The organism is Parachlamydiales bacterium (assembly GCA_041671045.1).
Lineage (GTDB): Bacteria > Chlamydiota > Chlamydiia > Chlamydiales > JABDDJ01 > JABDDJ01.
The window spans coordinates 47,907-73,750 of sequence record JBAZCF010000008.1; the positions used below are offsets into that span (position 1 = coordinate 47,907).

22 protein-coding genes are annotated in these 25,844 nt (G+C 39.4%); 17 read left to right on the plus strand and 5 right to left on the minus strand.

Annotated elements, in window-relative coordinates; all coding sequences use genetic code 11:
• The gene (locus tag WC222_09040; GenBank protein MFA6916528.1) at positions 1-396 is read right to left on the minus strand and encodes a hypothetical protein; all 396 of its coding nucleotides are present in this window, start codon (positions 394-396) and stop codon (positions 1-3) included.
• Between the two features lie 131 nt (positions 397-527).
• Between WC222_09040 and WC222_09045 the strand changes: the two genes are divergently transcribed.
• Together WC222_09045 and WC222_09050 are read left to right on the plus strand one after the other, a co-directional pair.
• Complete coding sequence (locus WC222_09045) at positions 528-1,613, plus strand: Lpg1974 family pore-forming outer membrane protein (protein MFA6916529.1); 1,086 nt, start codon at positions 528-530, stop codon at positions 1,611-1,613.
• Between the two features lie 176 nt (positions 1,614-1,789).
• Positions 1,790-2,644, plus strand: coding sequence for an inverse autotransporter beta domain-containing protein (locus WC222_09050; GenBank protein MFA6916530.1), 855 nt, complete (start codon positions 1,790-1,792; stop codon positions 2,642-2,644).
• 53 nt (positions 2,645-2,697) lie between these two features.
• Here WC222_09050 and WC222_09055 read toward each other — a convergent pair whose 3' ends face one another.
• Positions 2,698-2,853: a hypothetical protein gene (locus WC222_09055; protein ID MFA6916531.1), complete on the minus strand. Its 156-nt coding sequence runs from the start codon at positions 2,851-2,853 to the stop codon at positions 2,698-2,700.
• 251 nt (positions 2,854-3,104) lie between these two features.
• On the opposite strand from WC222_09055, the gene WC222_09060 reads away from it, so the two are divergent.
• The 3 genes from WC222_09060 to ligD (WC222_09070) are packed head-to-tail and all read left to right on the plus strand — an operon-like array spanning position 3,105 to position 6,292.
• Entirely contained in the window at positions 3,105-3,905 is an 801-nt protein-coding gene (locus tag WC222_09060) for a Ku protein (protein MFA6916532.1), read from the plus strand.
• Positions 3,902-5,296 (plus strand): non-homologous end-joining DNA ligase, encoded by a 1,395-nt coding sequence (gene ligD, locus WC222_09065; GenBank protein ID MFA6916533.1) that lies wholly within the window; start codon positions 3,902-3,904, stop codon positions 5,294-5,296. Before WC222_09060 ends, ligD (WC222_09065) begins: the two co-directional genes overlap by 4 nt.
• Positions 5,297-5,311: 15 nt before the next feature.
• The gene (gene ligD / locus WC222_09070) at positions 5,312-6,292 is read left to right on the plus strand and encodes a non-homologous end-joining DNA ligase (protein ID MFA6916534.1); all 981 of its coding nucleotides are present in this window, start codon (positions 5,312-5,314) and stop codon (positions 6,290-6,292) included.
• Positions 6,293-6,334: 42 nt separating this feature from the next.
• On the opposite strand, the gene WC222_09075 is transcribed toward ligD (WC222_09070), so the two are convergent.
• Entirely contained in the window at positions 6,335-6,958 is a 624-nt protein-coding gene (locus WC222_09075; GenBank protein MFA6916535.1) for an aquaporin, read from the minus strand.
• A 198-nt stretch (positions 6,959-7,156) separates the two neighbouring features.
• Here WC222_09075 and WC222_09080 point away from each other — a divergent pair, with 198 nt between their 5' ends.
• The 6 genes from WC222_09080 (at position 7,157) to WC222_09105 (ending at position 15,021) form a co-directional block, all read left to right on the plus strand.
• Positions 7,157-7,837 (plus strand): hypothetical protein, encoded by a 681-nt coding sequence (locus WC222_09080; protein ID MFA6916536.1) that lies wholly within the window; start codon positions 7,157-7,159, stop codon positions 7,835-7,837.
• A gap of 11 nt (positions 7,838-7,848) precedes the next feature.
• Positions 7,849-11,106, plus strand: coding sequence for a protein-tyrosine phosphatase family protein (locus tag WC222_09085; protein MFA6916537.1), 3,258 nt, complete (start codon positions 7,849-7,851; stop codon positions 11,104-11,106).
• 157 nt (positions 11,107-11,263) lie between these two features.
• Positions 11,264-12,091 (plus strand): LuxR C-terminal-related transcriptional regulator, encoded by an 828-nt coding sequence (locus WC222_09090; GenBank protein MFA6916538.1) that lies wholly within the window; start codon positions 11,264-11,266, stop codon positions 12,089-12,091.
• 156 nt (positions 12,092-12,247) lie between these two features.
• Complete coding sequence (locus tag WC222_09095) at positions 12,248-12,979, plus strand: glycosyltransferase family 25 protein (protein ID MFA6916539.1); 732 nt, start codon at positions 12,248-12,250, stop codon at positions 12,977-12,979.
• 2 nt (positions 12,980-12,981) lie between these two features.
• On the plus strand, positions 12,982-13,440 hold the full coding sequence (locus WC222_09100; GenBank protein ID MFA6916540.1) for a DUF4442 domain-containing protein: 459 nt from the start codon (positions 12,982-12,984) through the stop codon (positions 13,438-13,440).
• 60 nt (positions 13,441-13,500) lie between these two features.
• A complete protein-coding gene (locus WC222_09105) occupies positions 13,501-15,021 on the plus strand; it encodes a hypothetical protein (GenBank protein ID MFA6916541.1) in 1,521 nt (506 codons plus the stop codon).
• 2 nt (positions 15,022-15,023) lie between these two features.
• Here the strand turns inward: WC222_09105 and WC222_09110 are convergent, their stop codons facing one another.
• Positions 15,024-15,650, minus strand: coding sequence for a DedA family protein (locus WC222_09110; GenBank protein MFA6916542.1), 627 nt, complete (start codon positions 15,648-15,650; stop codon positions 15,024-15,026).
• Positions 15,651-15,737: 87 nt separating this feature from the next.
• Here WC222_09110 and WC222_09115 point away from each other — a divergent pair, with 87 nt between their 5' ends.
• From WC222_09115 to WC222_09125, 3 genes are read left to right on the plus strand one after another with little or no spacing between them, the layout of a single operon-like run.
• Positions 15,738-16,505, plus strand: a complete 768-nt coding sequence (locus tag WC222_09115) for a transporter substrate-binding domain-containing protein (protein MFA6916543.1) — start codon at positions 15,738-15,740, stop codon at positions 16,503-16,505.
• 3 nt (positions 16,506-16,508) lie between these two features.
• On the plus strand, positions 16,509-17,246 hold the full coding sequence (locus WC222_09120) for an amino acid ABC transporter permease (GenBank protein MFA6916544.1): 738 nt from the start codon (positions 16,509-16,511) through the stop codon (positions 17,244-17,246).
• Complete coding sequence (locus WC222_09125) at positions 17,236-17,967, plus strand: amino acid ABC transporter ATP-binding protein (protein ID MFA6916545.1); 732 nt, start codon at positions 17,236-17,238, stop codon at positions 17,965-17,967. The genes WC222_09120 and WC222_09125 overlap by 11 nt, the downstream gene beginning before the upstream one ends.
• A gap of 33 nt (positions 17,968-18,000) precedes the next feature.
• On the opposite strand, the gene WC222_09130 is transcribed toward WC222_09125, so the two are convergent.
• On the minus strand, positions 18,001-19,365 hold the full coding sequence (locus tag WC222_09130; GenBank protein MFA6916546.1) for an NAD(P)-binding domain-containing protein: 1,365 nt from the start codon (positions 19,363-19,365) through the stop codon (positions 18,001-18,003).
• 85 nt (positions 19,366-19,450) lie between these two features.
• Here WC222_09130 and WC222_09135 point away from each other — a divergent pair, with 85 nt between their 5' ends.
• From WC222_09135 to WC222_09145, 3 genes are all read left to right on the plus strand, one after another.
• Entirely contained in the window at positions 19,451-19,600 is a 150-nt protein-coding gene (locus WC222_09135) for a hypothetical protein (protein MFA6916547.1), read from the plus strand.
• A 130-nt stretch (positions 19,601-19,730) separates the two neighbouring features.
• Positions 19,731-22,124 carry a protein-tyrosine phosphatase family protein gene (locus WC222_09140; GenBank protein ID MFA6916548.1) on the plus strand — a complete coding sequence of 798 codons (2,394 nt, stop codon included), beginning with the start codon at positions 19,731-19,733 and terminating at the stop codon, positions 22,122-22,124.
• Positions 22,125-22,137: 13 nt separating this feature from the next.
• Positions 22,138-25,839, plus strand: a complete 3,702-nt coding sequence (locus WC222_09145; protein ID MFA6916549.1) for a hypothetical protein — start codon at positions 22,138-22,140, stop codon at positions 25,837-25,839.
• The last annotated feature ends 5 nt before the right edge of the window (positions 25,840-25,844 follow it).

The window sequence follows — 25,844 nt, forward strand, 5'->3', positions numbered from 1 at the left end:
CTATGTGTGGGTGTATCCAATGTAAGTCAAAAATGCCCCTAAGGCGACTAGTAGGCCTGATGCAATGGTGATAACTTTATATTCGCGGTCTTCAAAGAATTTTGCGGCGAATTTTATCACTTGGGCCGGGAATAGAATTCGCAATGCTCCACTTAAGAAGGTTAGCCAACCTAAAAGAGTGACAATAATCCTCCAATCGGGCGTCCATACGTTGTGGAATTGGACAACGATAAGTCCTATGAGCAAGGAAAGAAACCCTGTGATAAATAATATGACAGGATGGGTTGAGATATCGCTCCAGAAAGATCCGTAAATATTTCTATTCAGCAGCACGCCTGCATAAACTACCATCAATGTAATCCCAATAATACGAGCTAAAAGATATGAAGTTTCCACGGTTACCCCCGTTGTTTTTTTCGAACATACTCCATTCAATCAATCAATATAAAGTAAATATTTTAGTAGCTTTCAAAAATACTGTGTGGTATCTCTTTTGGACTATTTTTACAGTATTTTAGGAACTTCTAATGAAAAAATATTTATCTTTTTTTATGTGTTCAATGCTCCTATCTGCACAGCTGTCGGCGTTTATGCCTTTTGATGATGAGTTTGAAATTGCCGAAGAGGATGAAGAGGTAGATATCGAAGAATTTTCTGATGTATATGTCCCTAGCTTTACTCCGGGATTTGAATTTGAAATTTCTGTCATGACTTTGAGGCCTACGTTTGGTGATTTAGATTATGCCACAGTCATCCATCCAGCAGGTGTTAATATAGAAGGCTGGGATGTGAAGGCTGTTAGACCACAATTCACATCAGCCTTTGATTTAGGCCTTGGCTATTATTTCGGTAATTCAGGAAACAATATCAAGATCAGCTGGCTCCATCATGATACAAAAGACCTTAACACTGTACATAACGAAGCAAACTTCATAGAGCCCCTATTTAGCGCCGGCGAATTGAATGGACAGTACACACATGCTAAAAGCACATTATGGAACCATTTCGACCGTATACACCTGACTGCAGGACAATATATCGATGCGGGTTCTTCCTTTAGCCTGCGCGTCTTTGCAGGGGTGGATTTTGCACTATTAAACCAGAAACTGCAGACAAAGTTTGGTAATCATCCTGAGAACATCAAATTATCGATGTATCAGAAGTGTAAATTTGTCGGCGGAGGTCCTATCTTAGGACTTAATATGATCTATCATTTCTGCGATGGCCTGGGGCTTATCGGTGAAATTTCAGGAGCTTGCTTGATGGGTAATCGGCAACGGCATTTATCTTTGAAAGACACCTCTATTGTAGGCGCAGAAGTAGGTTTCGAGCCTGAAACTCGTCAATACATACGGCCTGACTCTACTACCCAAACCGTTTTTGGCGGTGAGGCTAAGGTGGGCATCAACTATGCCTACAGCTATTGCGACTGTGTTGTAAGAATTGAGGCAGGCTACAAAGCGGGCATTTATTTAAATGCGCTTGAAAGCATCAAGCCTTTAACTGTTGCAACAGCTCCTGAGCTAGGGTCTGTAACAGTCCAGTCGATAGGTAAATCGATTAGCGACTTTGGTTTTGGCGGCCCCTATGTTACTTTAGGCTTTGATTTTTAATGAGCGATTCCATAGATTCCTAGAGGGATGCCTAAAACGGTGAAAGCAAGGAAGAAGGTTAGTAGTACGAAGCTTAAAGCTAAGTCCTATTATATCTACTTTTCCTTATGAGCTACTATTGATTAAAATACCCATATTTATTATTTATTAAAAATTTCACCGAAGGAATCAAAATTATGTATAAACATTTCATCTACTTTTTATTAGCATTATCTATAACATCAGGTCTTTCGGCTAATAATTCATGGTTGGATAATTATTATTATTCGACTGAAGAAGCACGACTAGAGGTCGGATATGCAACGGGTGATTACATCAGTATCGACGAAGATTACACCGAAATAGCAGTTTTCTCTCCGATAAGAAATACAATTTTTGAACATCCATTCATCGATGTGCGTAATTACATTTTTAATAATGGTAAGTATGCTGCCAATATCGGTTTTGGTGTCAGACATAAACTCTGCATGTGTGATGCTGCTGTAGGCATCAACACCTACTATGATTACCGCCGAGGCAACACTAAGCATAGCTTTAATCAGTGGGGCGTAGGCCTTGAGTACCTAGATCCAAACTATGATATGAGATTGAATACATATTGGGTCTTCGACAACAATAGACATAACTCCAATCGTACACGCCTTGTTGCTAACGGCAGCACCTTTGCTTCTGAGCGTTTACTTGAATATGCATATTCTGGATTTGACGCTGAGTTCGGCAAAAAGCTTTTCAGCTATGCTGACTTTGATTTATATGCTGCAGCAGGTCCTTATTACTACACTCGTTCCAGAATAGAAAACTTCTGGGGTGGTTTTGGACGTGTTGAATTAAACTGGAACTCAATGGTTTCATTACAAGTTCGTGTTAGCCACGACGATGTTAACTCTACAAGAGTGCAAGGTATGATTGAAGTGTCAATCCCCCTTTACCAATTCTGCCCTTGCTCAGTGGAAGAAAGTTGTGTTGACTGGCTTGTGATCCAGCCTGTAAGACGTAATGGCATCATTCTGACTGACCACGTCTGGCATTAATTTGCCTGACAGCAACTTCCCTCCGGGAAGTTGCTGTCAATCTTGAACTCTTCTTAGGATTTCTTCCCTTTCTTTTGTATTTTCGTTCCGGATTTTCTTGCTTGATTCAAAGCTATAGCCACGGCTTGTTTTTGTGGTTTACCATGATGTACTTCAGTGCGTATATTTTCACTGATTGTTTCTTTGCTGGAGCCTTTTTTTAGCGGCATAATCCCTCCTGAAATTAGGGGTTTATTCCCGTGATAATTTCTTAATCTCGGGTTATATTTATGAATTAATAAATTAGATTATTATTGTCAAAAAAAAATCTAAAGATGATCGTACAGAAAAATGTGAGTTTTACGTTAGAGCTAAGAATGAGCTTAGCTAATCTTAGCTAATAGACGTATCTGTATTTTACCTGCGATGATTGCTTTTCTCTCGAAATAGTGCCTCTTAAATAAATTTAAAGAGTGAGAAGATGCATACGGTTTGGAAAGGTTCATTAAGCTTTGGCTTGGTTAATATTCCTGTACGCATGTACACGGCTAGCAGAGAGAGAGAGCTGAAGTTTGTCTTGCTGCATAAAAAAGATCTATCGCAGATAAGGTATGCCCGCATTTGTAAAAATGAAGAAAAAGAAGTGCCTTGGGATGAGATTGTCAAAGGATACGAATATCAGAAGGGTGATTTTGTCATTTTAGACGATAAAGATTTCGAGAAAGTCGATGTGAAAAAAAGTAAGTCCATTGAAATTGTCAATTTTATAGACGAAGAAGAAATAGATCCTATTTATTTTGTTAAACCTTACTTTTTAGAGCCTGATAAAGAGGCGGGTAATGCTTATTCGCTGCTGAGGGACGCCATGAAAAAGTCTAAGAAAGTTGCTTTAGCAAGGTATGTGATAAGAAATCACGAACATTTAGCCGCTGTGAAAGTACATGACAATATGTTGTTACTGATAGAGATGCGGTACTGTGATGAATTAGTTCAGCCAGAAGACTTAAAAATTCCGACGGTAAAATCTGAGAATAAGCAATTAGAGATGGCTATAAAGTTTATTGAACAACTGACAGTTCCATTTGTGCCGGAAGATTATAAAGATACCTACACTGAAGAGCTTAAAGAGGTCATTGAAAAAAAAGCTAAAGGTAAGACAATCCAACCTAAATCAGGGGAACCTAAAAAAACAAAAGTGCATGACATTATGGCTTTATTGCAGGCCAGCCTTGAAGGGACAAAAAAGAAACCTGCACCTAAGTCTGGGAAAAAGTCTGCATGAGCTTAATTAATTATAAAGCCAAGAGGCTGTTAGAAGAAAGCAAGGAACCGGCCGGAAAAGTAAAAAAAACGTCGGGAGCACTACGTTTTGTGGTACAGCGGCATGATGCTAGGCATTTGCACTTTGATTTTAGGCTAGAGTTTAAAGGTGTTTTACTTAGCTGGGCAGTTCCTAAGGAACCTTCCATGGATCCCTCGGTGAAAAGGCTTGCTATTCACGTGGAAGACCACCCATTAGACTACCAATATTTTGAAGGTACTATCCCTAAAGGAAACTATGGAGCCGGAACTGTCGAAATATGGGATAAAGGAACTTACACTGTTCCTGATTGCAAATCAAAGCACGAAGAGGAGAAAAAAATCTCCACAGGAATGGCTAAAGGGCATATCGATTTCACATTGGATGGTGAACAGCTCCAAGGAACTTTTGCTTTAATTAGACTTCAGAATGCAGAGGCTAAAGATCAGTGGCTGCTCATAAAAAAAGATGAAGAAAAGAAAGCGCCTAAAAAAAAAGTCTCTGACAATGTAGTTTCAAAAGGGAAAAAAAGCCCTTTTCCCCACTCTATTTCTCCTATGCTAGCTACACTTGCAACGGCCCCCTTCGATAATGAAGACTGGCTGTTCGAAATTAAGTGGGATGGATATCGGGCTGTAGCTTATCTGCAAAAGAATACTATTCAACTGCTCTCACGGAACGATCTTGATTTCAATTCCCGTTTTAAAAGCATTGTAGAAGCTTTGAAAGAAATTCCCGCTGAATGCATTTTAGATGGGGAATTGGTGGTGCTCGATGATAAAGGTAAATCTAGATTCCAACTGATGCAAAATTACCAAAAAACCGGGAAAGGCAATATTGTCTATTATATTTTCGACATTATGTTTAAGGATGGCATGGACTTAAGAGATATGCCGTTGGTCGACCGTAAGTCCCTCTTGAAAAAGTTATTAGATCCTATCAAATCCCCTCTACTACGTTATAGCGACCATATACTTACCCAGGGTACTGCATTTTTCAAGGCGGCGTTGAAAAATGGATTGGAAGGCATTATGGCCAAGCGTATTCAGAGTTTATATCATTCACGAAGAAGTAAAGAATGGCTCAAAATCAAAAGCTCTCATAGGCAGGAATTGGTTATTGGAGGGTTTACAGCTCCACGTGGAGGGCGTCAACTTTTAGGCGCTTTATTGGTAGGATTCTATGAAAACGATAAGTTAAGGTATGCAGGACATGTGGGGGGTGGGTTTACAGCTAGCCTTCTGAAAGATATTTATGAACAGTTAAAGCCGCTGGAGCAGAGTGAATGCCCTTTTATAGTTAGACCTAAGCCTAATGAAAAAGTGACGTGGGTAAAACCCAGACTTATTTGCGAAGTATCTTTTGCAGAGTAGACGGAGGACAATATTATGCGGCAGCCCATTTTCCAGGGGTTAAGAAAAGACAAGGATGCGAAGAAAGTGGTTAAAGAAGTTCCGATAGAAACAGCAGATATCACTAAGCCTGAAACGGCAGCAGCAAGTTCGGAAGGGGGCTTTACACATTTGGACAAAATCTACTGGCCGGAGGAGAAATATACCAAAGGCGATTTGATCCATTACTATGAAGAGGCGGCTCCGTTCATTCTACCTTATCTCAAAGATCGGCCTATTGTTTTGCATCGTTTTCCTAATGGGATCACAGGTCAAAGTTTTTATCAAAAAGATCTCTTGACCGGCTTACCTAAAGGGATAAAGACCATTGCAGTTGCGCATGAGGAAAAAGACATCCACTATTTATTAATTGATGATGTGAAGAGCTTACTATTCGCTGTTAATTTAGGAAGTATTGACATCCATCCCTTTATATCACGTGTGAAAAGCCTTGATTCACCGGATTATTGTGTTATTGACCTTGATCCGCAGGCAATTGAGTGGCAGCATTTGATAGATGCCGCATTGACGGCTCATGCCTTATTAGATGATTTAGGGGTTAAGCATTACTGTAAAACATCCGGTGGAAGAGGTTTGCATATATATATCCCTTTAAATGCTAAATATAGCTTTGAACAGTCAAAGCAATTTGCCCATCTCATTGTCACGCATGTTAATGATGCTTTGCCTAAAACGACCTCATTGGAGAGAAGCCCCAAAAATAGACCTAAAAAAGTTTATTTAGATTATCTACAAAACAGGTCTGCTCAGACAGTTGTGGCTCCTTATTCGGTTAGGCCCCGTCCGGGAGCAGGAGTCTCCACTCCGCTTGAGTGGGATGAGGTGAATTATGATCTAGATCCGCTAAATTTTAATCTCAAAACGATCATGAAAAGACTGAAGAAAGTCGGGGATATATTCAAGCCGGTGCTAGGTCCAGGAATTGATATGGCAAAAATATTGAAGAAGATTAAGTGATGGAGAAAAGCAAGGGATTTTTCAACCCCTTGCTTTGAATGATTATTCGTTAGGATGAGCAGCTTTAAATGTAAAGGCTGCAGCAGCTCCGCCGGCTAGGTTGCCTAGGATGTAGACCCATAAGCTTTTCCAGGAAACAGCTTTCAAGATAACAGCACCTAAAGCAACTGCAGGGTTGAATGCACCGCTGGAGATTGCACCGACAGTATAAGCACCCACTAATACGATAAAGCCAATGGCAAAACCAAAATAAGAATTGCCTGTAGTAGCTTTTGCTGTTGCTACGTTGAGGACGACAAAGCAGAGAGCGAAAGTAAATAGGAACTCTACAATTAGAGATCTTACAACATCCAAGTCGAGCGTAGCTGCAAATTTATTTCCTGTAAGATAGATAGCTAGATAGGCTGCAACAACTGCTGCTAATAACTGGGCTATCCAATAGTAAACTAGGTCGACGTGAGAAAGTTTACCGCGAAGATATACTGCAAAAGAGACAGCTGGGTTATAGTGACCTCCAGAAATATGACCACCGGCATAAACCATAACGGCCAAGACTGATCCTATGGCGAGGGGGGCAAAAAGAGCTGTAGCAGGGCCGGCAAGCACAGCTAGTCCTACGGTAAGGACTAGAAAGAAGGTGCCTATAAATTCGTAGACATATTTCATTTTTGGAACTCCAATGAGTTGATAGTTAGATATCACTATAAACTCATATACAATCAATTATTTATTTGAAAAGAAGAGATTAGCCCATCAGGTATGAAATTGTGAAAAGTAAAGTTAATTACTACCACTATTTGCTTAATGAAATTTTGTAATGGCATTCAATTTGCATTACTTTAAGAAAACAATATTGTGGTACTTATGAATGATAAATTCGAACCTAAATACTTTTCTATCACACGCAATCTCTCCAAAGAGTCTTTGACTACGGATTTCATAAAAAAGCTTCGCCCCCAACAAGTGATAGAACTAGCAAGAATTTCTCCCTTACGTAAGGATGTTTTGACTGAGTTGATAAAATACCTTGTTACCAATAACACCAAAGATTCACAATTCCGCCCACGCCAAATCGCTGCTTTAGTGCATTGTTTGCCTGAAATGCGTGCAATTACGGCAAAAATCTCCCAAGAATACCAAAATGTTCTTTCTGACTGTAATAATATCCATTCCGCATTCTTCAAAATGGTAGAATTGTTTTTAGAGGGAGTAGACGAATACAATCGGGTTAAAATCGATAATATCAAACTAGAATTATTCACCCGATACTCTCTTTTTACAGATACCATTAAAGCGGATTCAGTCAAGGGGATTCCCCTGAACGAGATCGAGCAGATCGAGGACATATTACCCCTTGCTTTAACAGCCCCTATTGCTCCTACTGCAAGTGAAATAGCACGTATAAGAGATCTTCTCGAGTCTATTCATCAACGCAGGCAAAACGATCTGTTTTATTTGCTTTCTAAAGACGTAAATTTTGCCCATTCTACCTTGTTAAAGTATTCCAAGGCATTAAATATCGAGTCTAAAAGCGCCATCAAATGATGGGGGTTCCTATGTCTCCAGGATTAAACTTATCGCCGCAAAGTTTATCTCACCTATTTCAAAATGGAGAGGTTGAAATCATCGGTAAAGGAACGAAAAATTTCGATGAGCTTATGAAAGACAAGGATTTTTTAAGTAATCCTGATTTATATCCCGCAGCCCTCGCCGCCATAAATAATCATAAAGATGCTTCAGACATTAGAACTGTAGTGAGAGCCTATGAAGTTTTGCATTGCAATGAAGTGACCAGTCTACCCATTAATTCCAGCAGCTTTTTCAGTTTTCTTTATACAGGTACCTACCATAATGCACTTCAAACATGCGAAAATATATTTAAACAAGATTTTGCAGCGTTTGTAGAAGCTCGTTCCCAGACCCCTGCAAAAGATGTGAACCTTGAGAAGAAGCTATCCAGACATATAGGACCGATAGAGCATACTTTGAAGGCCTTAGGTTTAGATAAAGGTGATTGGGAAGATCTAAAAATGGCCTTAGCACAAGATAGAGAAAATGACGCCATTAAACTCTGGAATAACATTTTAGCCACAGTTCGAGATATTACTTCTATTCGGAGTACCCACGCAGTTGAAGTATTCCTGCTAAACCCTACGGAATATATCTTAAATAACCGGCCTAGCTCAAATGAACAGGCAACATTTCAAGCCTATTATTTTGAAATGGAAGAAAAAGCTACTGCACCGGCTTTGAAAGATCAGTTTGCAGGGTTACAGATCGCATATGTTCAGAATAATCCTGAATTGCTGAGAAATGAGGCTGTAAATTTCTCTAGCACTGTTCGAGGTAGCTACGGCAAGAGGAATATAAATGGATCCAATCCAGGAGAAATTATCCCTGTTCCTTTAGGTAAAAACATCTATTTAGCAGCAAAAACACCGGCTCCCGCACATCAAGAACAGTTCTTCAAAGAGTTGAGTAAGCAGAATACCTCTTTGATCGTAGATTTAAGAAACGCCTTGGAGGAAGAAAAGTCATTTATTCCATCCCTTGTTGGTGAAGAAAGGGAAATTTCTCCTCATATGAAGATAAAACTGCTCAGTTCTGAAGATGAGAATATCCCTGCGTTGCCTGAAGACATGCAATATTTCACTAAAGCGGTGATTGAAGTTAACTCAAGTGGAAAGCCTGCAAAAACTTATACCGTTTTTAGGCTTAGAAATTGGAATGGTTCTTTAGATGCTCCTCCAAATTTAGATGCCTTTCGGCATCTAAGCCAGTATGTTGTCCAATGGGAAAAAGACCACTCCGGAAAAGTAGCTGTGGTAAGTACCAATGACAATAAACGCACCCCTGAATTTATTTTGTATCATCATTATAATAAAACAGGAGAAATCTCCTCAGATGAATATGGAAAGCACGCTTATTCTAAGGGTGTACTTCCAAGTCATATGCATTTAGTTATAGGAAAAGAGGCAAAAGCCTCTTCTTATATCGGATCTAGTAGTAGGGTATCCTTTATCGCTACTAACATATCTGCTCAAATAGCTAAATTTGATCCTAATTTTCAAAATATTTTAGAGGAAAAGATAAAAAATTTCATTGGAGATAAGGCTCCCGAAAATATACGCATAGAGAATAATTTATATTTATTTTGTAATAAAGCCTCTGCTGAATCATTTAAAAGGCTGCAATACCTTATGCAAGAAGGCATCTCATTTGAAAAATTTGCCCAGATTGCTTCCACTCAATTATCAATCCACTCCAAGGATCCGGAATCGTTATTAGCCCTCATAAACAAACCTGAATTCTTAGTGTGCTTCCCAGACTATAAAGAAGATGAAAACATCTTATATTCGTATATAAGTGCAAAGCTTAAACATGAGGGACGTTCTTATGGAGTGAAGGATGTGATACAAGAATTCCTTAAAACTGCGGGGAACCGGATTCCCCTTTGGGCAGTTCAGAATTTCAGAAATGAACTCATAAAAAAAATACAGGAGGACTTTAGTGTATATTCTCAGCTAAGTGCTGAAGAGAAGGAGCTAGTGCACACGCCTGAATTATTTAAAACATTCAGACTCGAAAACATCCACTTACTCCCCCTAGATCTAGGCCCTAAGCTTCCATTTCTAAATAACACTGCCCTAGTTTCCCTTTTACCGGATGAAGTTAGAAAAAATTTAAGCGCTGAGCAGTGGTCCCAAGTTATTAATTCAAATAGTTTCAATAAACTGGGTGCTAATGCCTTGGAGTATGTGCCTGAAGAGCTGTTAACTTTAGATGTTTTGGAGGGAATGGATCCACCTATAGTCTTCGACTTGGTAAGAATTAGGGATATTGATGAAAATAAGATGAACAGCTTGATAGATACTTTTCAAGTAAAAGGGTCCCCTAAATATGATATTCCAAAAGATAATGCTATTATTGTAGCTATGCTTCCAACGGCGGTAGCGTGTCACAAAGAAATTTCAGCTTTATGTCAACAAGTTGAAAAGGAACCAGACAATGTATGGAGTATTCTACCCGGTATTTATGAATCCTTAGCAAGGGAACAGGATTTATTTCATCGCTATGGAGTGTCTCTACAAGACGCATTAGGCAACAATTTAATAAATAGCAGCCACCGCAATGAGTTAGTTCAGGCTAATAAAGTCTTCGCACTTGCCGGAGAAACGCAGCCCTCCAAAGAGCAGTTTGATCTATTAAGAAAGTTTGTTCATGAGCATCCAGAGGCTACTTATCTCAACTCCCTCGTTAGTAGATGGGAGGGTGACGATAACTTTATGCTTTCTTTGGTCAACAATAAGGATATTTGCTTAACAGATTACCTTAAAGGTGAGAAATTATTTAATTTTGTGCAAGCGAAGGGTAAGGAAATCACAAAGATGCATCTTGAGAATATTAGTGGAGAAGATGTCGTAAAGCTTCTTACTCTCTGTCCCTATTTGATCTCCTTAAGGGTAAATAACTGTAACATAAGTAATAAGGAGACTGTGGAAATAGCAGAGAAATTTAAAAAATGGGAATTGATCACCTTAGATCTTAGTAACAACCCTATTGGACCGCATGGCATAGATGCCTTAGTAGATAATTTTGACTACCTAAGAAAGGTCGAAAACTTGCAACTTACAGATAACGTATACATGGTAAAAATTAGTGCTATGAAGATTGTGGACAATCTACCAAAGTTAGTTGGTCTTAAAAAACTTGATATCGGAAACAATAATCTCCCTCCCATAAATAAAGAAGAGATAAATAAAAGGCTTGCTAGCTTAGAAGGTCTACAATTTAATCTAGAAAACAAACGATAAGATTTGACCCCCGTAGGACAAAATCAGAGCGGCAGAGTGTGTTTATACCTATGTGAGAAGAAAGGGCATGCTGTAAGCCAATTTGCGTTTTTACTTTATCTAGGACAATAATACTTCCATTACACATGTTTAATCATCCATTTTAGGAAGTTAGCTTATGCTTAGCTGGAAAGAAATTGTACAAGGTTACTTGATCAAACATTCAAACCAGATCAAGAGGGTCACTCAGCCCTTAAAAGACATTTTTGAAATTACTTATTTTACTTACCACCGCATCGACAATAAGGGAAAATACACTGTTCTTCTTGACCGTCCGGATTGGGCTGAGCACTATGTTTCAGAGCGGATTTATCTAAACGACCCTTATATGAGACACCCTGATGTCTATTCTTCCGGGGCGTGCTTGGTTTGCACGCATGGAAGCTTGGAATATCGAAAAAAAGTACTTCGTGCAGGTAAAGAGTACCTGAACTGCGATGAGGGTCTGCTTTTAATTGAAAAATCACCGGAATATGTCGAATTTTTCGGTTTTGCCGGAGAGCGGGCAAAATGCAATCTTTCCTTGCTCTATCTCAACCACCAGCCATTGTTAAAATCATTTGCTGAACATTTTAAAGCAGAGCTGCATCATTTATTATATAAGCAATCCCTGGAAGGGTTATTACTGTCTGTAGAGAAAAAGGAAGATTACTTTAACTCTGAACAAATAGCCCCTAAAATCCATTTAAAACAACAAGAGCGCTTCTTGCGAGCATTGAAAATGGATCACCATATCCGTTCTTTCAAACAGCTTACAGCCCAGGAAAAGGCTTGCGCTAGATTATTACTCCAAAGCTTGACTGCACGAGAAAGTGGAGAGAAACTATTACTTTCTCCACGTACCGTAGAGTCCTATCTTAATAATGCAAAAAATAAGCTGGGTTGCTGTACTAAAAAAGAATTTTTGGAGAATCTTCGCCAACTTTCAGAATTGGATTTATTATAGTACTGTACATTTTGCGAATCGCAAAAAAATACGGCTGTAAATATGTCTTCTTGCGCTCCTCTGCCCCATCAGGCTCCCTTTACAAAAAGTTAGGTTTTAAAGAGGTGGGTAAATATAAGATATATTTTTAAACAGATAGCCCCCCCCCATTGAGTAATGACGAACCGTAAGCTTAAGCATTTTGAACCGATCTATTATATCAATTTGGAGCGTAGTCCGGAGCGCAAGGCTTACATGGAAGAGCAATTCGCTCAATGGGGTGTGGAAAATTATACACGGATCGAGGCACTGGACGGGTTAAGAAGTGGGTTGAGAAGTTATCTAGATGGGGACTACCCTCGCAATGTTTTAATGAAAGAGATGGCTTGCACTATCTCGCATCTAAAAGCTATTCATCATTGGTTGATGACCTCAAAAACTTCTTACGCCATTATTTGCGAGGACGATCTCGATATGTCCACGGTGGAGGTATGGCCCTTTACTTGGAAAGAGTTGATGGATCACTTGCCCTATGATTGGGATGTGGTCCAGCTGGTCATTACCAATCCTGACAACTTCACAATGAATATCCACGCCCGATTTGAGAAAGATTATGGAACAGTTTGCTACGTCATCACACGACATTATGCAGAAAAGCTTATGAAACTGCATGTGCATGGGGACAGATATAAATTAGACTATACCGTTCGTCCAAGAGCTGTTTCAGACGAGCTGATTTATAATGCTGGCAAGACTTATTCTATTCCTGTCTTCCTTTATAATGTGGATTTTGGCTCTAGCATCCACTCGTGGCATAATGGTAAGCATCAGTTATGCCGGGAAGCCTATCATAAGTGGTGGTTTGATCCAGATGTTAAGCATACTGCAGACCCCTTTTTTAGGTTGTAATTATGAAAGCGATGAAGATTAAAAGAAAATTCATTCGATTTTGGAACATGTGGCCTCCCTTTTTGTTTTCCGGAATAAAGATAATGCATATGTCACCGGACTTCAGGGAGATTCGGGTAAAGCTGAAGTTAAGATGGTGGAATGCCAACTTTGTGGGAACACAGTATGGAGGATTACTTTATTCACTAGCAGATCCTTTTTATATGATCATGCTTCTAGAGAATCTTGGCCCGGAATACATAGTGTGGGATAAGACTGCGACGATCAAGTTTATTAAACCCGGAAGAACGGATGTTAAAGCTAATTTTGTACTGGAGGAAGCTGATTTAGAGATGGTAAAAAAGGAAGTGTCAGAATTCGGAAAAACTTTATTTAACAAAGATATTAAAATATTGGATTTAAATAACGAACTAATTGCAGTGGTAAGCAAAACAATATACATTAAAAAGAAAGGTGATTGACTTAATACACTAATAGTTATTTAATTAAATTGTGACCCGTAATTAAAAAAGAATTATATTATGTCACAGTTTAGTGTAAATTCCACTCCGCCGACTACCAAGCCGGAAACTCCTCAAAATGTTTCTACTGCTAAAACTATTTCCAATTATGTTGGTCACGGTTTAAAAAAAATTTCTAACGGTACAAGTAGAATTGGTTTAAAGCTTATAGATATTACTCACAATATTTTTTCAAAACCTGAGGTTCGTCCCTCCCCTTTGAGTGGCAGAACCCGCGCAACTGTTACACAACTTAACCAACATACCTTATCTACTACAGCACCTATAGGCGAAAAACTAGCCAATGTACCTAAACATGCTGAACTTGCTCCCAATTCTTATAAAAATCTGCCTTTTGGAGAGATAACCCTCTATCTCACCCACATCATAGACAAGGCTGTAAACGGTCCTGCAGAAGGTGAAGTTTTTACTAAAGTAGCTGATTTAGTGACTGAAGAAGGATTTGAAACGAAAGTTAAACAAAATATTTCACTTTTAGAACAAAAATTAAAAGAAATTCAGACCGATCTGGAGAAGAGTAGTGGCAAACTTACTCCAGAGCTGAAAACCAAGATTACTCAATATGTTCAGCTTGCCGATAAGATGGCCCGTTTTAGCAATTTCATCCTACGCAACATCACTAATGGAGTGGCTTTAGGCAATGTTAACCTAACAAAAGAGCAGGGTGAAAAGCTGAATAACATTGGTAAAACAGCACTAAAATTCAATGATCAGCTCCAAAATTTGACTATTGGATTGAAAGATCATCTTGATCATTCACATATTAGAGCGTTAATCAGAACCCCCGAAATAGAAAGTTCAACGGTATCTGATAGCTTGAACGAACTATTAAAGCAGCAAGGGGTAACGATTTATAATTACCCGGTCGAAAGGCCTATCGGAAATGCCGTCACTAATTTTGATAATATCCCCAAAGAACTAGCCGCAGGAAAAATTTACTCTCCTGAACGTTTCGACGGAGCGATAAAAGAAGAGCAAAAGATACAAAAAAGATTGAATGAGCAGATAAGTTTAAATCAAGAATTTCCAAATGCCGAGAGCGAAGGTGAAATAGCAAAAGACGGTAAGCTCCTGGAAGAATCTAAAGTTCGCGAAAGCAATATTAAGGAATTCAGGGATAGTTTTACTCCCGACGTAGCAAAATGGCCCGCATCCAATGGCATTAATAGCGGAAATATTAGCGAGTACACCGCTATGCTATATCAGATGGATGAAAATTCAGGATATGCCGGAAAAGTAGATAAACAGGAGTTTTCAAACTACATGACGGGGTTATTGCAGACAACTTTAAGCGATTGTGGAAATGAGACGGAAAAGATGAAAGGACAGCTTGAGAAAGGTGAGAAAACCGATAGTTTTCTCTCTGCACGTTATCGCGATGTACATACGACCATGACGCTCCTTTTGAAAAAAGAAAATGTTCGAGAAGCTTTGGGCGAGGATAATATCCACGCGATGGAGAACATGCTGGCCCAATTGAAAGACAGTGTAGATAGTATGAGTGTATTAGGTCCTAAGTAAATTTACTTTTCGATATCCCCATTCCCATTTTTCCGATGAAAGAAGATGCTAAGGCCAATGAATATGAGTACAATTATCGTCGTCATAATGAGATCGGGGCCAAAAGTAATATCTTCCACAAGTTCAAAGACATAATGTCCGAAGAAATACCCTAGAGCAACAAAAGTGCTGACCCAGATGAAAGCCCCTGTGTAGGCGAATAATGCAAACTGCCTGAAATCAAGATACGTCATGCCGGCAAAAAAGCCTGTAAAATGGCGCACACCTGCAATAAAATACCCTACAACAAGGGTCCATTTGCCAAATTTTTGAAACCAGGAGTGGGCGATTTCAACTTTAGCTGGAGTCAAGCCCACCCAGCTGCCAAATCTGTTAATAAAATACATGCCTGCCGATCGACCGATGAAGTAACTTGTGGTAATTCCGCACATACTGCCTGCGTACGCGGCGAGCAGAGTTTCTTTAGGTTCAAGCGATCCTTTAGCAATCAAGATGCCGGTAAGAATCATCAATGTGTCTTCGGGAACAGGCAATGCGATAATTCCTAGGACTAGTAGAAAAAATATGGCTATACTTCCATAGCTGAGCAGCCACTCGGTAATTGCTTGATGATCTTGAATAGCTTCCATGATATTTTTTCCACTGCGAATTATCTCTACTCTATACACCTAATCATTTTGTTGCATCCTTTACGGAAAAAGAGTTACGTTAAGGAGATGATCCGATTTATTCTACTTTTTCTTTTACTGCCCTTGGCTTTGACCTGTAAGGAAAAGGCTTTAAAGGTTGGCATGGAGCTAGCCTATCCCCCTTTCGAAACTATATGTCCTGATGGATTGCCTTGCGGTATCAGCGTAGATATTGCCAAAGACTTAGGTAAATATCTCCATCGGAAAACTGTAATTGAGAATATCCCCTTCATAGGGTTAGTTCCGTCATTGAAAACGGAGAAAATTGATGCAATCATTTCTTCTATGACGATCACACCCGGAAGAAAACGCTCCATCAATTTTTCCATGCCCTATGCCACTATTGGATTGAGCCTATTAATTAGCGAGGACTCCACTGTCCATGGGATTGAAGATGTAAATAAAGAAGGGATGAAAGTTGTTGTTAAATCCGGTACAAGTGGTGAAGTCTATGCAGCCAAAAACCTTCCCCTAGCAAGAATCCGCATATTAGATAAAGAATCGATGTGTGTTTTAGAAGTTGTCCAGGGAAAAGCTGATGTTTTTATCTATGATCAGCTATCCATTTATAGAAATTGGCAGCGCAATCTCTCTACTACTCGTGTGAACTTAAAATCTTTTCAAAATGAATATTGGGGTATTGGCATTGCCAAAGACAATCCCGAATTACTCTCTGAAGTCAATTCTTTCATTGAAGAGTATCACAAAAAAGATAGATTTAACAAACTGGCAAAAAAATATCTCTCCAAAGAATTAAGTGCCTTTAAAGAATTAGAAATCCCATTTATATTTTGAATAATGAATAAGTTTTTAGTAGCCATTCAAATTTTCTTAGGTGTAGCACTCGTAAGCTTCACGTTATTTCTTCTTCTATCCTTGGGGAATCTCCAATGGAGCGAGGTGTGGGCATATCGAAAAGTTTTCTGGAACGGATGGAAAAATACAGTCTATATCTCAGTTTGTAGTTTAGGTCTTAGCCTGGCTATTGGGATATTTACAGCTTTACTTAGACGCTCCGGCATTCCTTTAGCTGTTTTCCTTTCTAGATTTTTTGTGGAGCTAATCCGTGGGACGCCTCTGCTAGTGCAGATACTATTTTTCTATTACGTAGTAGCACATCAAGTCGGCTTAGAGAACCGTTTTATTGCAGGCATTATCATCCTTTCTATTTTCCATGCGGCCTATATTGCCGAAATGATCCGCACAGGGATTGAGAACGTGAGCGCAACCCAGCTTGAATCTGCGCATGCTATCGGACTGACGACATTTCAAAGCTACCGCTTTGTAATTTTTCCCCAAGCCATTAGGCAAGTCACGCCCCCCCTAGCAGGGCAATTTGCCTCTATCATCAAAGATTCTTCTCTTTTGTCTATCATCGGCATTAATGAGTTGACCAACAGCGCCCAGCAGGTCAACAGTGCTACTTATAGTACTTTAGAAAGCTTTTTCCCGCTTGCTTTAGGATATTTAATATTGACGCTGCCCATATCGCTGTTAAGTAAAAAGCTTGAAAATAGATTCCATTATGAAACTTGAAATCTCTAAGTTAACAAAGACTTTTGGCCCTCAGAAGGCCATTTCATCGATGGATCTGGTTCTGCCTGACTGTCAATCGCTCCTATTTATCGGCCCTTCAGGCAGCGGTAAGTCCACATTACTTCGTCTTTTAGCGGGCTTGGAATATCCAAATAGCGGAACGATGACCATCAATGACCAACCTATTGTGTATGAGGAAGAAGCTCTCAGAAAATATCGGAGCAGCTTAGGCATCGTGTTCCAGTCATGGAATCTTTTCCCCCACCTGACAGCGTTAGAAAACATTGTTTTGCCTTTACATAGAGTCCACGGCCTAAGTAAAGAAGAGGCTATCGCTAGAAGCTTAGAGCTATTGCGACGCTTTGGGTTGGAAAAACATGCGCATAAGAAACCGTATGCCCTATCAGGAGGGCAAGTCCAAAGAATTGCGTTGATCCGGGCTGTTTCCATACAACCTAAAATGCTCATGCTCGATGAGCCTACATCCGCTTTGGATCCGCTGATGACAGCAGAGGTCTTGGACCTTATTATGGAATTAAAGAAAGATGAAAAAGATTTCGTCTTAGTGACGCATCATCTACAGTTTGCTCGGAAGGTAGCTGACTGGGTTTTGTTTATTGCAGAAGGGCAAATTATTGAACATGGCACCCCTGACAGCTTATTCAACCATCCTAAATCGCCTCTTGTCAAAGAGTATATGGAAAAAGTCTTGGCTTACTAGGTCATTAGACTCTTTTGAAATTCCATTTGATTTCTATATTAACTCATAAGGCAGTTCCAAGGTTTTAAATTGGCGCAATTGCTGAAAGTAGGCTGTGCTATTCTGCGTGAAAAAGTCTATCACTATCCCTCGAGCTAATCTATGGGCGCCAATTCCTATACCCGGTATGTCGCTGCTGATTATCCCGTGGCTTAGAGCTGCGCTATGGTTGAAACAATAAATGTTCTTAAGAAACTCTCGATTGCTATTTGTCTTAGGAATCAATTGAAAATGGGGACCTAAGTAAGGGGCGCCATTAAACTTAGGATTTGAGGTGGGCTCCTTATCCTTCCACGAAAAGAAATCATCAACAAATGGCGTTAATAATGGCTGTGATGGAACAACGTTGATAAATCCTGTTGCAAGAATAAGATAATCGAAGCTTTTAGTCCCCTTGGCAGTCTCTAACTGAATTTTTTCGTCTTTCACCTGTACAGCTTCCACTTCTGCTCCCCTCTCAAAATGAAAGTGAGGCTGTTTTGAAATTCGCTCTATTGCTTCATGCGGAGGCGGAGTGCCATCGCTGCGGATCTCACGCATGAATTCTATTTTTTGTTTATCTGTCAGGTAATAGTAACCTTCCAGAAATCCAGGGTAGATTAATGAGGCACTTTTGTTAACTCTGGGGATATCTTCATGGCGTATGACGATAGTTGCGGATGCAGCGCCTGCTTCTAAGGCTGTGGCTGCAGCGTCAAAAGCGGATGCGCCAGCCCCCACAACCCCTAACCTTTTATTTATAAGTAACTTAAAATCAATGCTTTCTAACGTGTGAGCATAATATTTTTTGGGAACGTCACTCATAAAAGCGGGGATTTGTGCACTGCCTCGTCCTGTTGCTAAAATAATCTTGCTGGCAGTCGCGACCCTTCCATTCGAAAACAACTGCATATTTGACCCGTCGTAATCGATTTTTTGTATGGGAAAACCGTTATTTACCGGCAAATTCAACACTTCTCTAAACCAAATCAAGTACTGCATCCATTGTGCTCTTGGAATTTTATAGAGTTTCTCCCACCCGTTTTCTCCAAATTGAGCTTCATACCAAGCCCTAAACGTTAGTAAAGGAAAGTCATAGGCGGGCCCTGTCAGCTCTTTGCCTGAGCGCAAAAGATTCATTCTGGCATAAGTTGTCCAAGGGCCCTCTTCGCCTTCCTTTGCAGTCTCGAAAATTTGAAAGTTTACAATCCCCTGTTTAAGTAGGGCAAAAGCTGCGGAAATTCCGGCCATTCCGGCTCCAATAACTGCTACATCCATATTTTTTTGCGGATTGATTATCCAAGAAGCAGGGGGAAATTCTATACAATCCAACTGCTGAAAAATTTTTTCTTTTAGGATTTCTAATGCTTCGTTTTTCATCAGCAGCTCTACGGAATTAAATAATTATATTGACGCTCTCACTATAAAGCACTAAGCTTAAATTAAACCACAACGAGGGTTTAAAATGAGATTTAACGGAAACATTGGATTTCTTCTATTAGCAATTTACCTGATCCTAATAGGGATAATTTCTTTAACAGGAGTAGCAATTCCTCCTATAGTTTTAGGAATTTTAGCTTTAGTTGCAGGTATTTTACTGCTTATCGGAAGATAATCTTAATTTCTGAATAGGTGCAATTTTAGTCATTGCACCTATTCTCTCCTCTATTTTTCTTTAACATTTAGCATTTCTTTCCCTTGGCATTTCTTTTGCTATTTATAGTTTGAATTCTAGGGAGAAATCTATGTCTTTACCCAATTTTTCCGTCGATCTATTGAATACCGCTATTCGAGATGGGAGTTTAAATGGAGAAAATTTTGAAAATTTAATGAAAAATAATGAGTTTTTGAGCTCGCCGGATCTCTACTCTGCAGCTGTGGCGGTTATTAATTCCTATAAAGAAACCAAGAAAGACATGCCGGCAATAAAAAGGGCGTATGACATTTTAGAGAATACAAATGTCAAAAGTTTGCCCATCAATCAAACAGGTATTACCAGCTATTTTTCAATGTGGGGCTTTAATAACGCTAAAGCGCGTTCTCAAGAGATTATTTCCACTCATTTCTCCGATTATCTGGAAGCAGTAACCACCCAACGCACAACGGGCATCGATCTAGAAAAAAAACTAGTACGGCACGCCCGGCAGGTAGAGGCATTTCTGAAGGCCTTTGGAGTCGAGGAAAATGAATGGAAAGAACTTAAGTCAGATCTTGCGCAGGGTAAGGAAGCGGATGGTGTAAAACATTGGAATAATATTTTAGCCCAAGTCAGAGCTACAAGCAATGGAGCACTAAAAACGACTAAAGATGTCGAAGATTTCCTACTAGGTCATAAAACTGTACAACATCTTGTAAATCCTACCAATCCTCTTCAAGCACGCCTCCTTGGTGCCTACGCGCATATAGATTCCCTAATGAACACTTCTTCCCTCTTTACAGTAAGGCATCATCAAGGTCTGGGAGTGTCGGTACTTGGTTCTGAAAAAGAAACGTTACAAAACCAAGAAAATTTTCTTAATATTTGGGCAAACGTACAAGTCGGTTTACTGCTAGGTGATCATCAAGCTGTTGAGAATTCATTAAACACTAAATTGCCTCGATTGAACGAATCTATAAATTCAGGAGTAGCCCCATTCAGAAGTATCATCACAAATTTAGATCCTTCGATTAAGATTCTTCTACATAATGTGCCTATAACAAGTTTGCCTAAGTGTCCTTACAGTATAAAAATGGAACGCGGAGTTCAACTTCCTGTTGCCTTAGATAACCGTTTTTATTTTGCGGCCGCAGCTCCACGCAGCCCTTCGTCCTCCCAAGACTTTTTACAGTCTGCAGCTAAAAACAATGTGGGAGTGATTGTGGATCTACAAGGTGAGCTGGAAAGCTGGGATAAACTTATTCCCTCGCGAATGGGTGAAGAAGCAAATGGTGTAAAGCTACTGGACAAAGAAGACGAAAAAATCCCCGGTGCTTCAGCTAATTCCCAGTATATGACCCGACATACAGTTGAAGTCACACTTCCGGAAGGCAAAAAAAGACAATTTAAAGTTTTGCGCATGCACAATTGGAATACTCAAGAAAGTTTAGATAGTGCTGCACTCACTTATGTCAGTAGAGAAGCGGCAAAATTAGAGCAGCAAACGAATGGAAAGCTTTTGGTCATTTCCGGCGAAGGGAAGCAGCGAACCTCTGCCTTTTTGATCTATCATCATCTATCTCAAAAAGAGGTGCCTTCTATTAATGATTCCTTAGCAGATACATCCAACGAATATGCTCATTTTGCAGCCCGAGGAACCCATTATGATAACACTGTAAAAGAAGCTCTAGAATTGAATAAGCAACCGGTACCTATTACAGGTGCTGATGAAAAGCTTATGACACGACAAGGGCTTATCCAAAATGCTGTCGGCCGAACTGTACAGATTATTAAAGTCATACAGCAGATTACACTTCCCGACACCTTTCAGAAAATAATGGAAAGTCAGATAGACCACTTTGTATCCGGATTGGACGAAGAAAATCAGCGCCTCTGTATTAGCATCTTAGCCGATACTGCCGGATTAGTCTTAAAATCACGAGGCGAACCCGATAAAATCAGGCAAGCTGTGCTGTATCTTTTGAATCATGGTATCACCTATTCACAACTCGAACAAAAATACAAAGATACCTTTCCGGAACATCCTTCAGATATCCAAAGTGTGATGTCAAGTCTTATCGAACCTAAAGTATTTAAAAAAATCTATCCAGAAAGCGCTTCATATCCTTTTTTGTATGGTTTTTTCGAAAATAAGCTTCAACTAGAAAAGCGGCCTTCTGATGTCGCCGATGTAATAGAAGAAATTGAGGGCAATATCGCAGGGGTAAGTAGCAATGCTTTGCTAATGCACAGTGAACTTAGAAGAGGACTGAACGCGAAACTGCTTAACATTGAGTCAATCAATAAGTTTGTTGAATCTAGATATGCTCCCCTGTTGTCAGACTTCCACAGACTATTAAAAAACTTGAGCCCCCTTGAAGTACCCTCAATTAATCCTAAGGTATTCAGTATTGCAGAACCTAAAGCTATAGGCCTTACCACACAGGAACACCTAGATCAAATGACACCCGAACAAAGAAAGGCAGAATCAAAACGCCCTTAAATAAGGAGGGGATATGTCTTTTGATGCGACAAGTATTCAAAACGCTATACGCACAGGGGAACTCAACGGTACCTCTTTTGATAAACTCATGCGTAATCAGGAATTTCTAAATTCAGATGACCTCTATAGCGTGGCTGTAGCAATTATCCATTCCTATTCTAATAATACGGATATGCCCGCCATTAAGAGAGCGTACGATATACTCGAAAATACGAGTGTTAAAAGCCTGCCTGTAAATCAGAGGGGCATTATCAGCTATATCTCGATGTGGAGCTATAACAGCGTCAAAAGCAAATCTGAACAAATTATGTCTACAAACTTCTCCGACTATCTTCAAACGATAGTGACGACACAGACGACGGGTATCGACCTTGAAAAAAAATTGGTTCGTCATGACAAACAGGTTGAGTCGTTTTTAAAGACTCTGGGCATACCTGCAAGTGAATGGCAAGAATTGAAATTGTTGATAGCCCAGCGTAAGGAAGGGAGTGCTATTCACTTATGGAATAGAATCATTGCAGAAGTTAGGGAGCAAAATCCCGGATTATTTTCAGGAACTAAAGATGTAGAAGATTTTCTTTTAGGGCACAAAACCGTCCAACATTTAGTTAAACCTGCTAGCATACTGCAGGCACGTTTTATTGCTATTTTTCCTAAAATTCCCCAGGCAGAAATTTTACCACAACATCTTGATGCCTGGTCAAAAATCCAGTTAAGCCTATTGAAGGGGGATGATCAAAGTTTTAAACAACTTTTAGAGAATAGCAATATTACTCATATGGATGATTGGGATAACTATTTTATGACCTCTTCCACGTCGGATATAATTGAATCCCCCGCAACAACAATCAGCTACACCCTATTCAATACATCTAAGGATAATGTACAGCTCGCTCCCGGAAGAGTACGCCCTGTGACTCTAGACAATAGCCTATATTTTGCCGCTGCAACACCTACAAATGAGATTGAATCTATTTTATTTTTTGAAGATGCTTCAGTACATAACATCAGCGTTATTGTAGACTTGCGAGGCGAATTTGAATTACCTAATAAATTCCTTCCTTCTGAGGTAGGGGAAAAATTAAATGGAATAGAACTTTTAGAAATCAAACATGAAAAAATTCCCCGCCCTTCTGACGCTGAAGATAGTCTCCAAGAAGTTATAAGGGCTACAGTTAAAGTGACCTCAAGAGATGGAACCGAAAAAAAATATCAGATATTACGTCTTAGAAATTGGGTGCCCAACGCCCCTCCTGATCCTGAAGCATTACAATATGTCAGTCGTGAAGCTGCTAAAATAGAGAAGCAGACAAAAGGCAAATTATTGGTTACTTCTACCAAAGCCTTATCTCGCGTACCAGCCTTCTTGATCTATCATCACGTCTCTGAAAGCAATGATCTTACCTTGAGAAAAATATATGAAACTTATGATCAATATACTTGGTCTGTTCCGGAAAAATTCTCTCATCATCTAGATAGAATACTAAAAGCATTAAAGATTAATTCTGAGGAAGATGATTTCGATTTTGAGCTATTACAAGATGAAGCGAATACAACACATAGTCAGCCTCTACAAAAGAACCTTCATCTAAATCCCTTTCTTGAAGGGCTAGAGCCCTCAAAACAACAATTGTGTGCTTTGGCAGTAGCAGGTTTGCCTTCTCCCTATTATTTGAACTTTCTAAGTAGTAATAACATTACTTACAAGGAATTGGAAAATAGATTCAGAGAAAAATATCCTAAGCAAGAACCCTCGATTGAATCCATCATGTCAACCCTAGTCAATTCTAAATTATTTATTGAGCTATTTCCTGAACAGATTCCTAAGCTTAACACGTTTGAAAATATGATTTTACTTCCTCCTGAGCAACTTGTCAAAATATTGCGCGCCGAGGAACTACCTGAGAGTTTAATTAAGCAGCTTTACATTCACTTTAGCCATAAGAAAACAGATAATGATTCGGAGAAAAAGCTACTTTTACTGGAGCTTGTGCATTCCCTACCTGAAATGCAGAAAGATTCAAAAAAAATCGATGCAGCGGCTAAAATTAGTACTGCAGAGGAATGTTTAACCAGAATAGAAGCATTTGTAAGTGGCATTCAGACATTCACGCATCTTACTATTCAGGGTAAATCTGTTGCAGAATCTCTGGGGAATGCTTTTTATACCGAACTGTACCCGGGTGCTTTCCTAGAAATGCCTGGGACAGAACTTGAAGTTTTAGAAGACCTTTTTGACATTCTAAAAGACTCCCCTGTGGATGCCCGTAATATAGAACCACGCCTGAAAGCTCTGATACGCACACTAAATACTTTACACTCAGAAGAAAATCCCAATAAAGATGTACAGACAGCTCATACCCTGGTTAATAGAATGGCTTCCTTAAAGGGTGCAGACATTGCAGGAAAATATGACAGAGGGTTTGCCCAAAGGATTTTTGGAGAAGGATACACATCTATGAATGATGTCATCCGCGATATTAATGACGGAAAGTTGGCCCTTCCACCTCTGCCTTATAATGAAATGCTTACATTCCTGCAAACATTTGGAAGTAGAATTGTAAGATTTAAGATGCTTACGTTTATGAATGCTGTCATCCGCGATATTAATGACGGAAAGTTGACCCTTCCACCTCTGCCTTATAATGAACTGCTTACATTCCTACAAACATTTGGAAGTAGAATTGTAAGATTTAAGATGCTTGCGTTCGGTATGGAGAACTTGAAATGCGATCAGTATGTCCAACTGTTGAAATGTTGTCCGGGCCTTATGCATATCCACGTAAATACTCCCCAGGATAAATATGAAGCTGCACAAGTTTCTAACCTCCTCCAAGAGATAGGTAAAAGGGAACACCTTAAAACACTCTATTTAAACGGTATTATCTTTGGTCCGAAAGATGTAGAGAGGCTCTTCGGATCACCTAAGAAAGAATTAGAAGTGTTGAGTTATATATCCGATAGTTTAAGTGATGAAGGTGCTGCTGCTCTTGCCAAACATATTCCACAACTAACAAATTTAATAGAGCTTTCACTTTACACGAGCATGGCCCCTCAGAATGCGGTGGATATTGTTAAAGGGCTAAGAAATTTATCAAGATTTAAGACATTGGCTTTAGCACGTTTAGACCTTAGAAATCATCAAATTGAAATGGCGCAGAAAATAGGGGCCCTCACAAACTTAGAAACGTTGAATTTACGAGGAAATGTTCTAGAAGATGTTGGAGTATCTGCGCTTGCAGAACAGTTGCAGTATTTGAATAAATTAAAAGAGCTCCACTTATTTAATAATGGTATTGGAGATTCCGGAATTCAAAAACTTGCAGAAAATTTGCAGCAACTCCCGGAGTTAGAAATTTTAAATATTTCAGATAATAACATCAGCGATAGCGGTATAAAACAACTGGCCGATAAACTTAATCCTGCATTAAATATTCTTAAAATAAGCGACAACAAGATTTCGGATGAGGGGGCAAACGCTATAATAAGTAAGTTGCAATTTGTTAACTCATTAACTGAGTTAGACATAAGAAATAACAACCTCAGCGAGAATGTTATTCGAAATTTATTTAATCAATTTTTAATTCATCCACACTTAAGTAAAATGTCCGTCTTCCCTTCAGTTTTTCCGGGAACAGTAAATGAAACATTGTTAAAAAATGAATTTGAAGTGAAAAAAAAGGAAGCCATTAATAAAAACAAAGTGATTGAATAGGAGCC

Bases quoted from the DNA above. Each gene is read 5' to 3' on its own strand.
- WC222_09130 (MFA6916546.1), bottom strand. From the start codon at position 19,365: ATGAAAAACGAAGCATTAGAAATCCTAAAAGAAAAAATTTTTCAGCAG.
- WC222_09125 (MFA6916545.1), top strand. From the start codon at position 17,236: ATGAAACTTGAAATCTCTAAGTTAACAAAGACTTTTGGCCCTCAGAAG.
- WC222_09105 (MFA6916541.1), top strand. From the start codon at position 13,501: ATGTCACAGTTTAGTGTAAATTCCACTCCGCCGACTACCAAGCCGGAA.
- WC222_09050 (MFA6916530.1), top strand. From the start codon at position 1,790: ATGTATAAACATTTCATCTACTTTTTATTAGCATTATCTATAACATCA.
- WC222_09080 (MFA6916536.1), top strand. From the start codon at position 7,157: ATGAATGATAAATTCGAACCTAAATACTTTTCTATCACACGCAATCTC.
- WC222_09140 (MFA6916548.1), top strand. From the start codon at position 19,731: ATGTCTTTACCCAATTTTTCCGTCGATCTATTGAATACCGCTATTCGA.
- WC222_09120 (MFA6916544.1), top strand. From the start codon at position 16,509: ATGAATAAGTTTTTAGTAGCCATTCAAATTTTCTTAGGTGTAGCACTC.
- WC222_09085 (MFA6916537.1), top strand. From the start codon at position 7,849: ATGTCTCCAGGATTAAACTTATCGCCGCAAAGTTTATCTCACCTATTT.
- WC222_09075 (MFA6916535.1), bottom strand. From the start codon at position 6,958: ATGAAATATGTCTACGAATTTATAGGCACCTTCTTTCTAGTCCTTACC.
- WC222_09090 (MFA6916538.1), top strand. From the start codon at position 11,264: ATGCTTAGCTGGAAAGAAATTGTACAAGGTTACTTGATCAAACATTCA.
- ligD (MFA6916533.1), top strand. From the start codon at position 3,902: ATGAGCTTAATTAATTATAAAGCCAAGAGGCTGTTAGAAGAAAGCAAG.
- WC222_09145 (MFA6916549.1), top strand. From the start codon at position 22,138: ATGTCTTTTGATGCGACAAGTATTCAAAACGCTATACGCACAGGGGAA.
- WC222_09110 (MFA6916542.1), bottom strand. From the start codon at position 15,650: ATGGAAGCTATTCAAGATCATCAAGCAATTACCGAGTGGCTGCTCAGC.
- ligD (MFA6916534.1), top strand. From the start codon at position 5,312: ATGCGGCAGCCCATTTTCCAGGGGTTAAGAAAAGACAAGGATGCGAAG.
- WC222_09115 (MFA6916543.1), top strand. From the start codon at position 15,738: ATGATCCGATTTATTCTACTTTTTCTTTTACTGCCCTTGGCTTTGACC.
- WC222_09100 (MFA6916540.1), top strand. From the start codon at position 12,982: ATGAAAGCGATGAAGATTAAAAGAAAATTCATTCGATTTTGGAACATG.
- WC222_09055 (MFA6916531.1), bottom strand. From the start codon at position 2,853: ATGCCGCTAAAAAAAGGCTCCAGCAAAGAAACAATCAGTGAAAATATA.
- WC222_09045 (MFA6916529.1), top strand. From the start codon at position 528: ATGAAAAAATATTTATCTTTTTTTATGTGTTCAATGCTCCTATCTGCA.
- WC222_09135 (MFA6916547.1), top strand. From the start codon at position 19,451: ATGAGATTTAACGGAAACATTGGATTTCTTCTATTAGCAATTTACCTG.
- WC222_09095 (MFA6916539.1), top strand. From the start codon at position 12,248: ATGACGAACCGTAAGCTTAAGCATTTTGAACCGATCTATTATATCAAT.
- WC222_09060 (MFA6916532.1), top strand. From the start codon at position 3,105: ATGCATACGGTTTGGAAAGGTTCATTAAGCTTTGGCTTGGTTAATATT.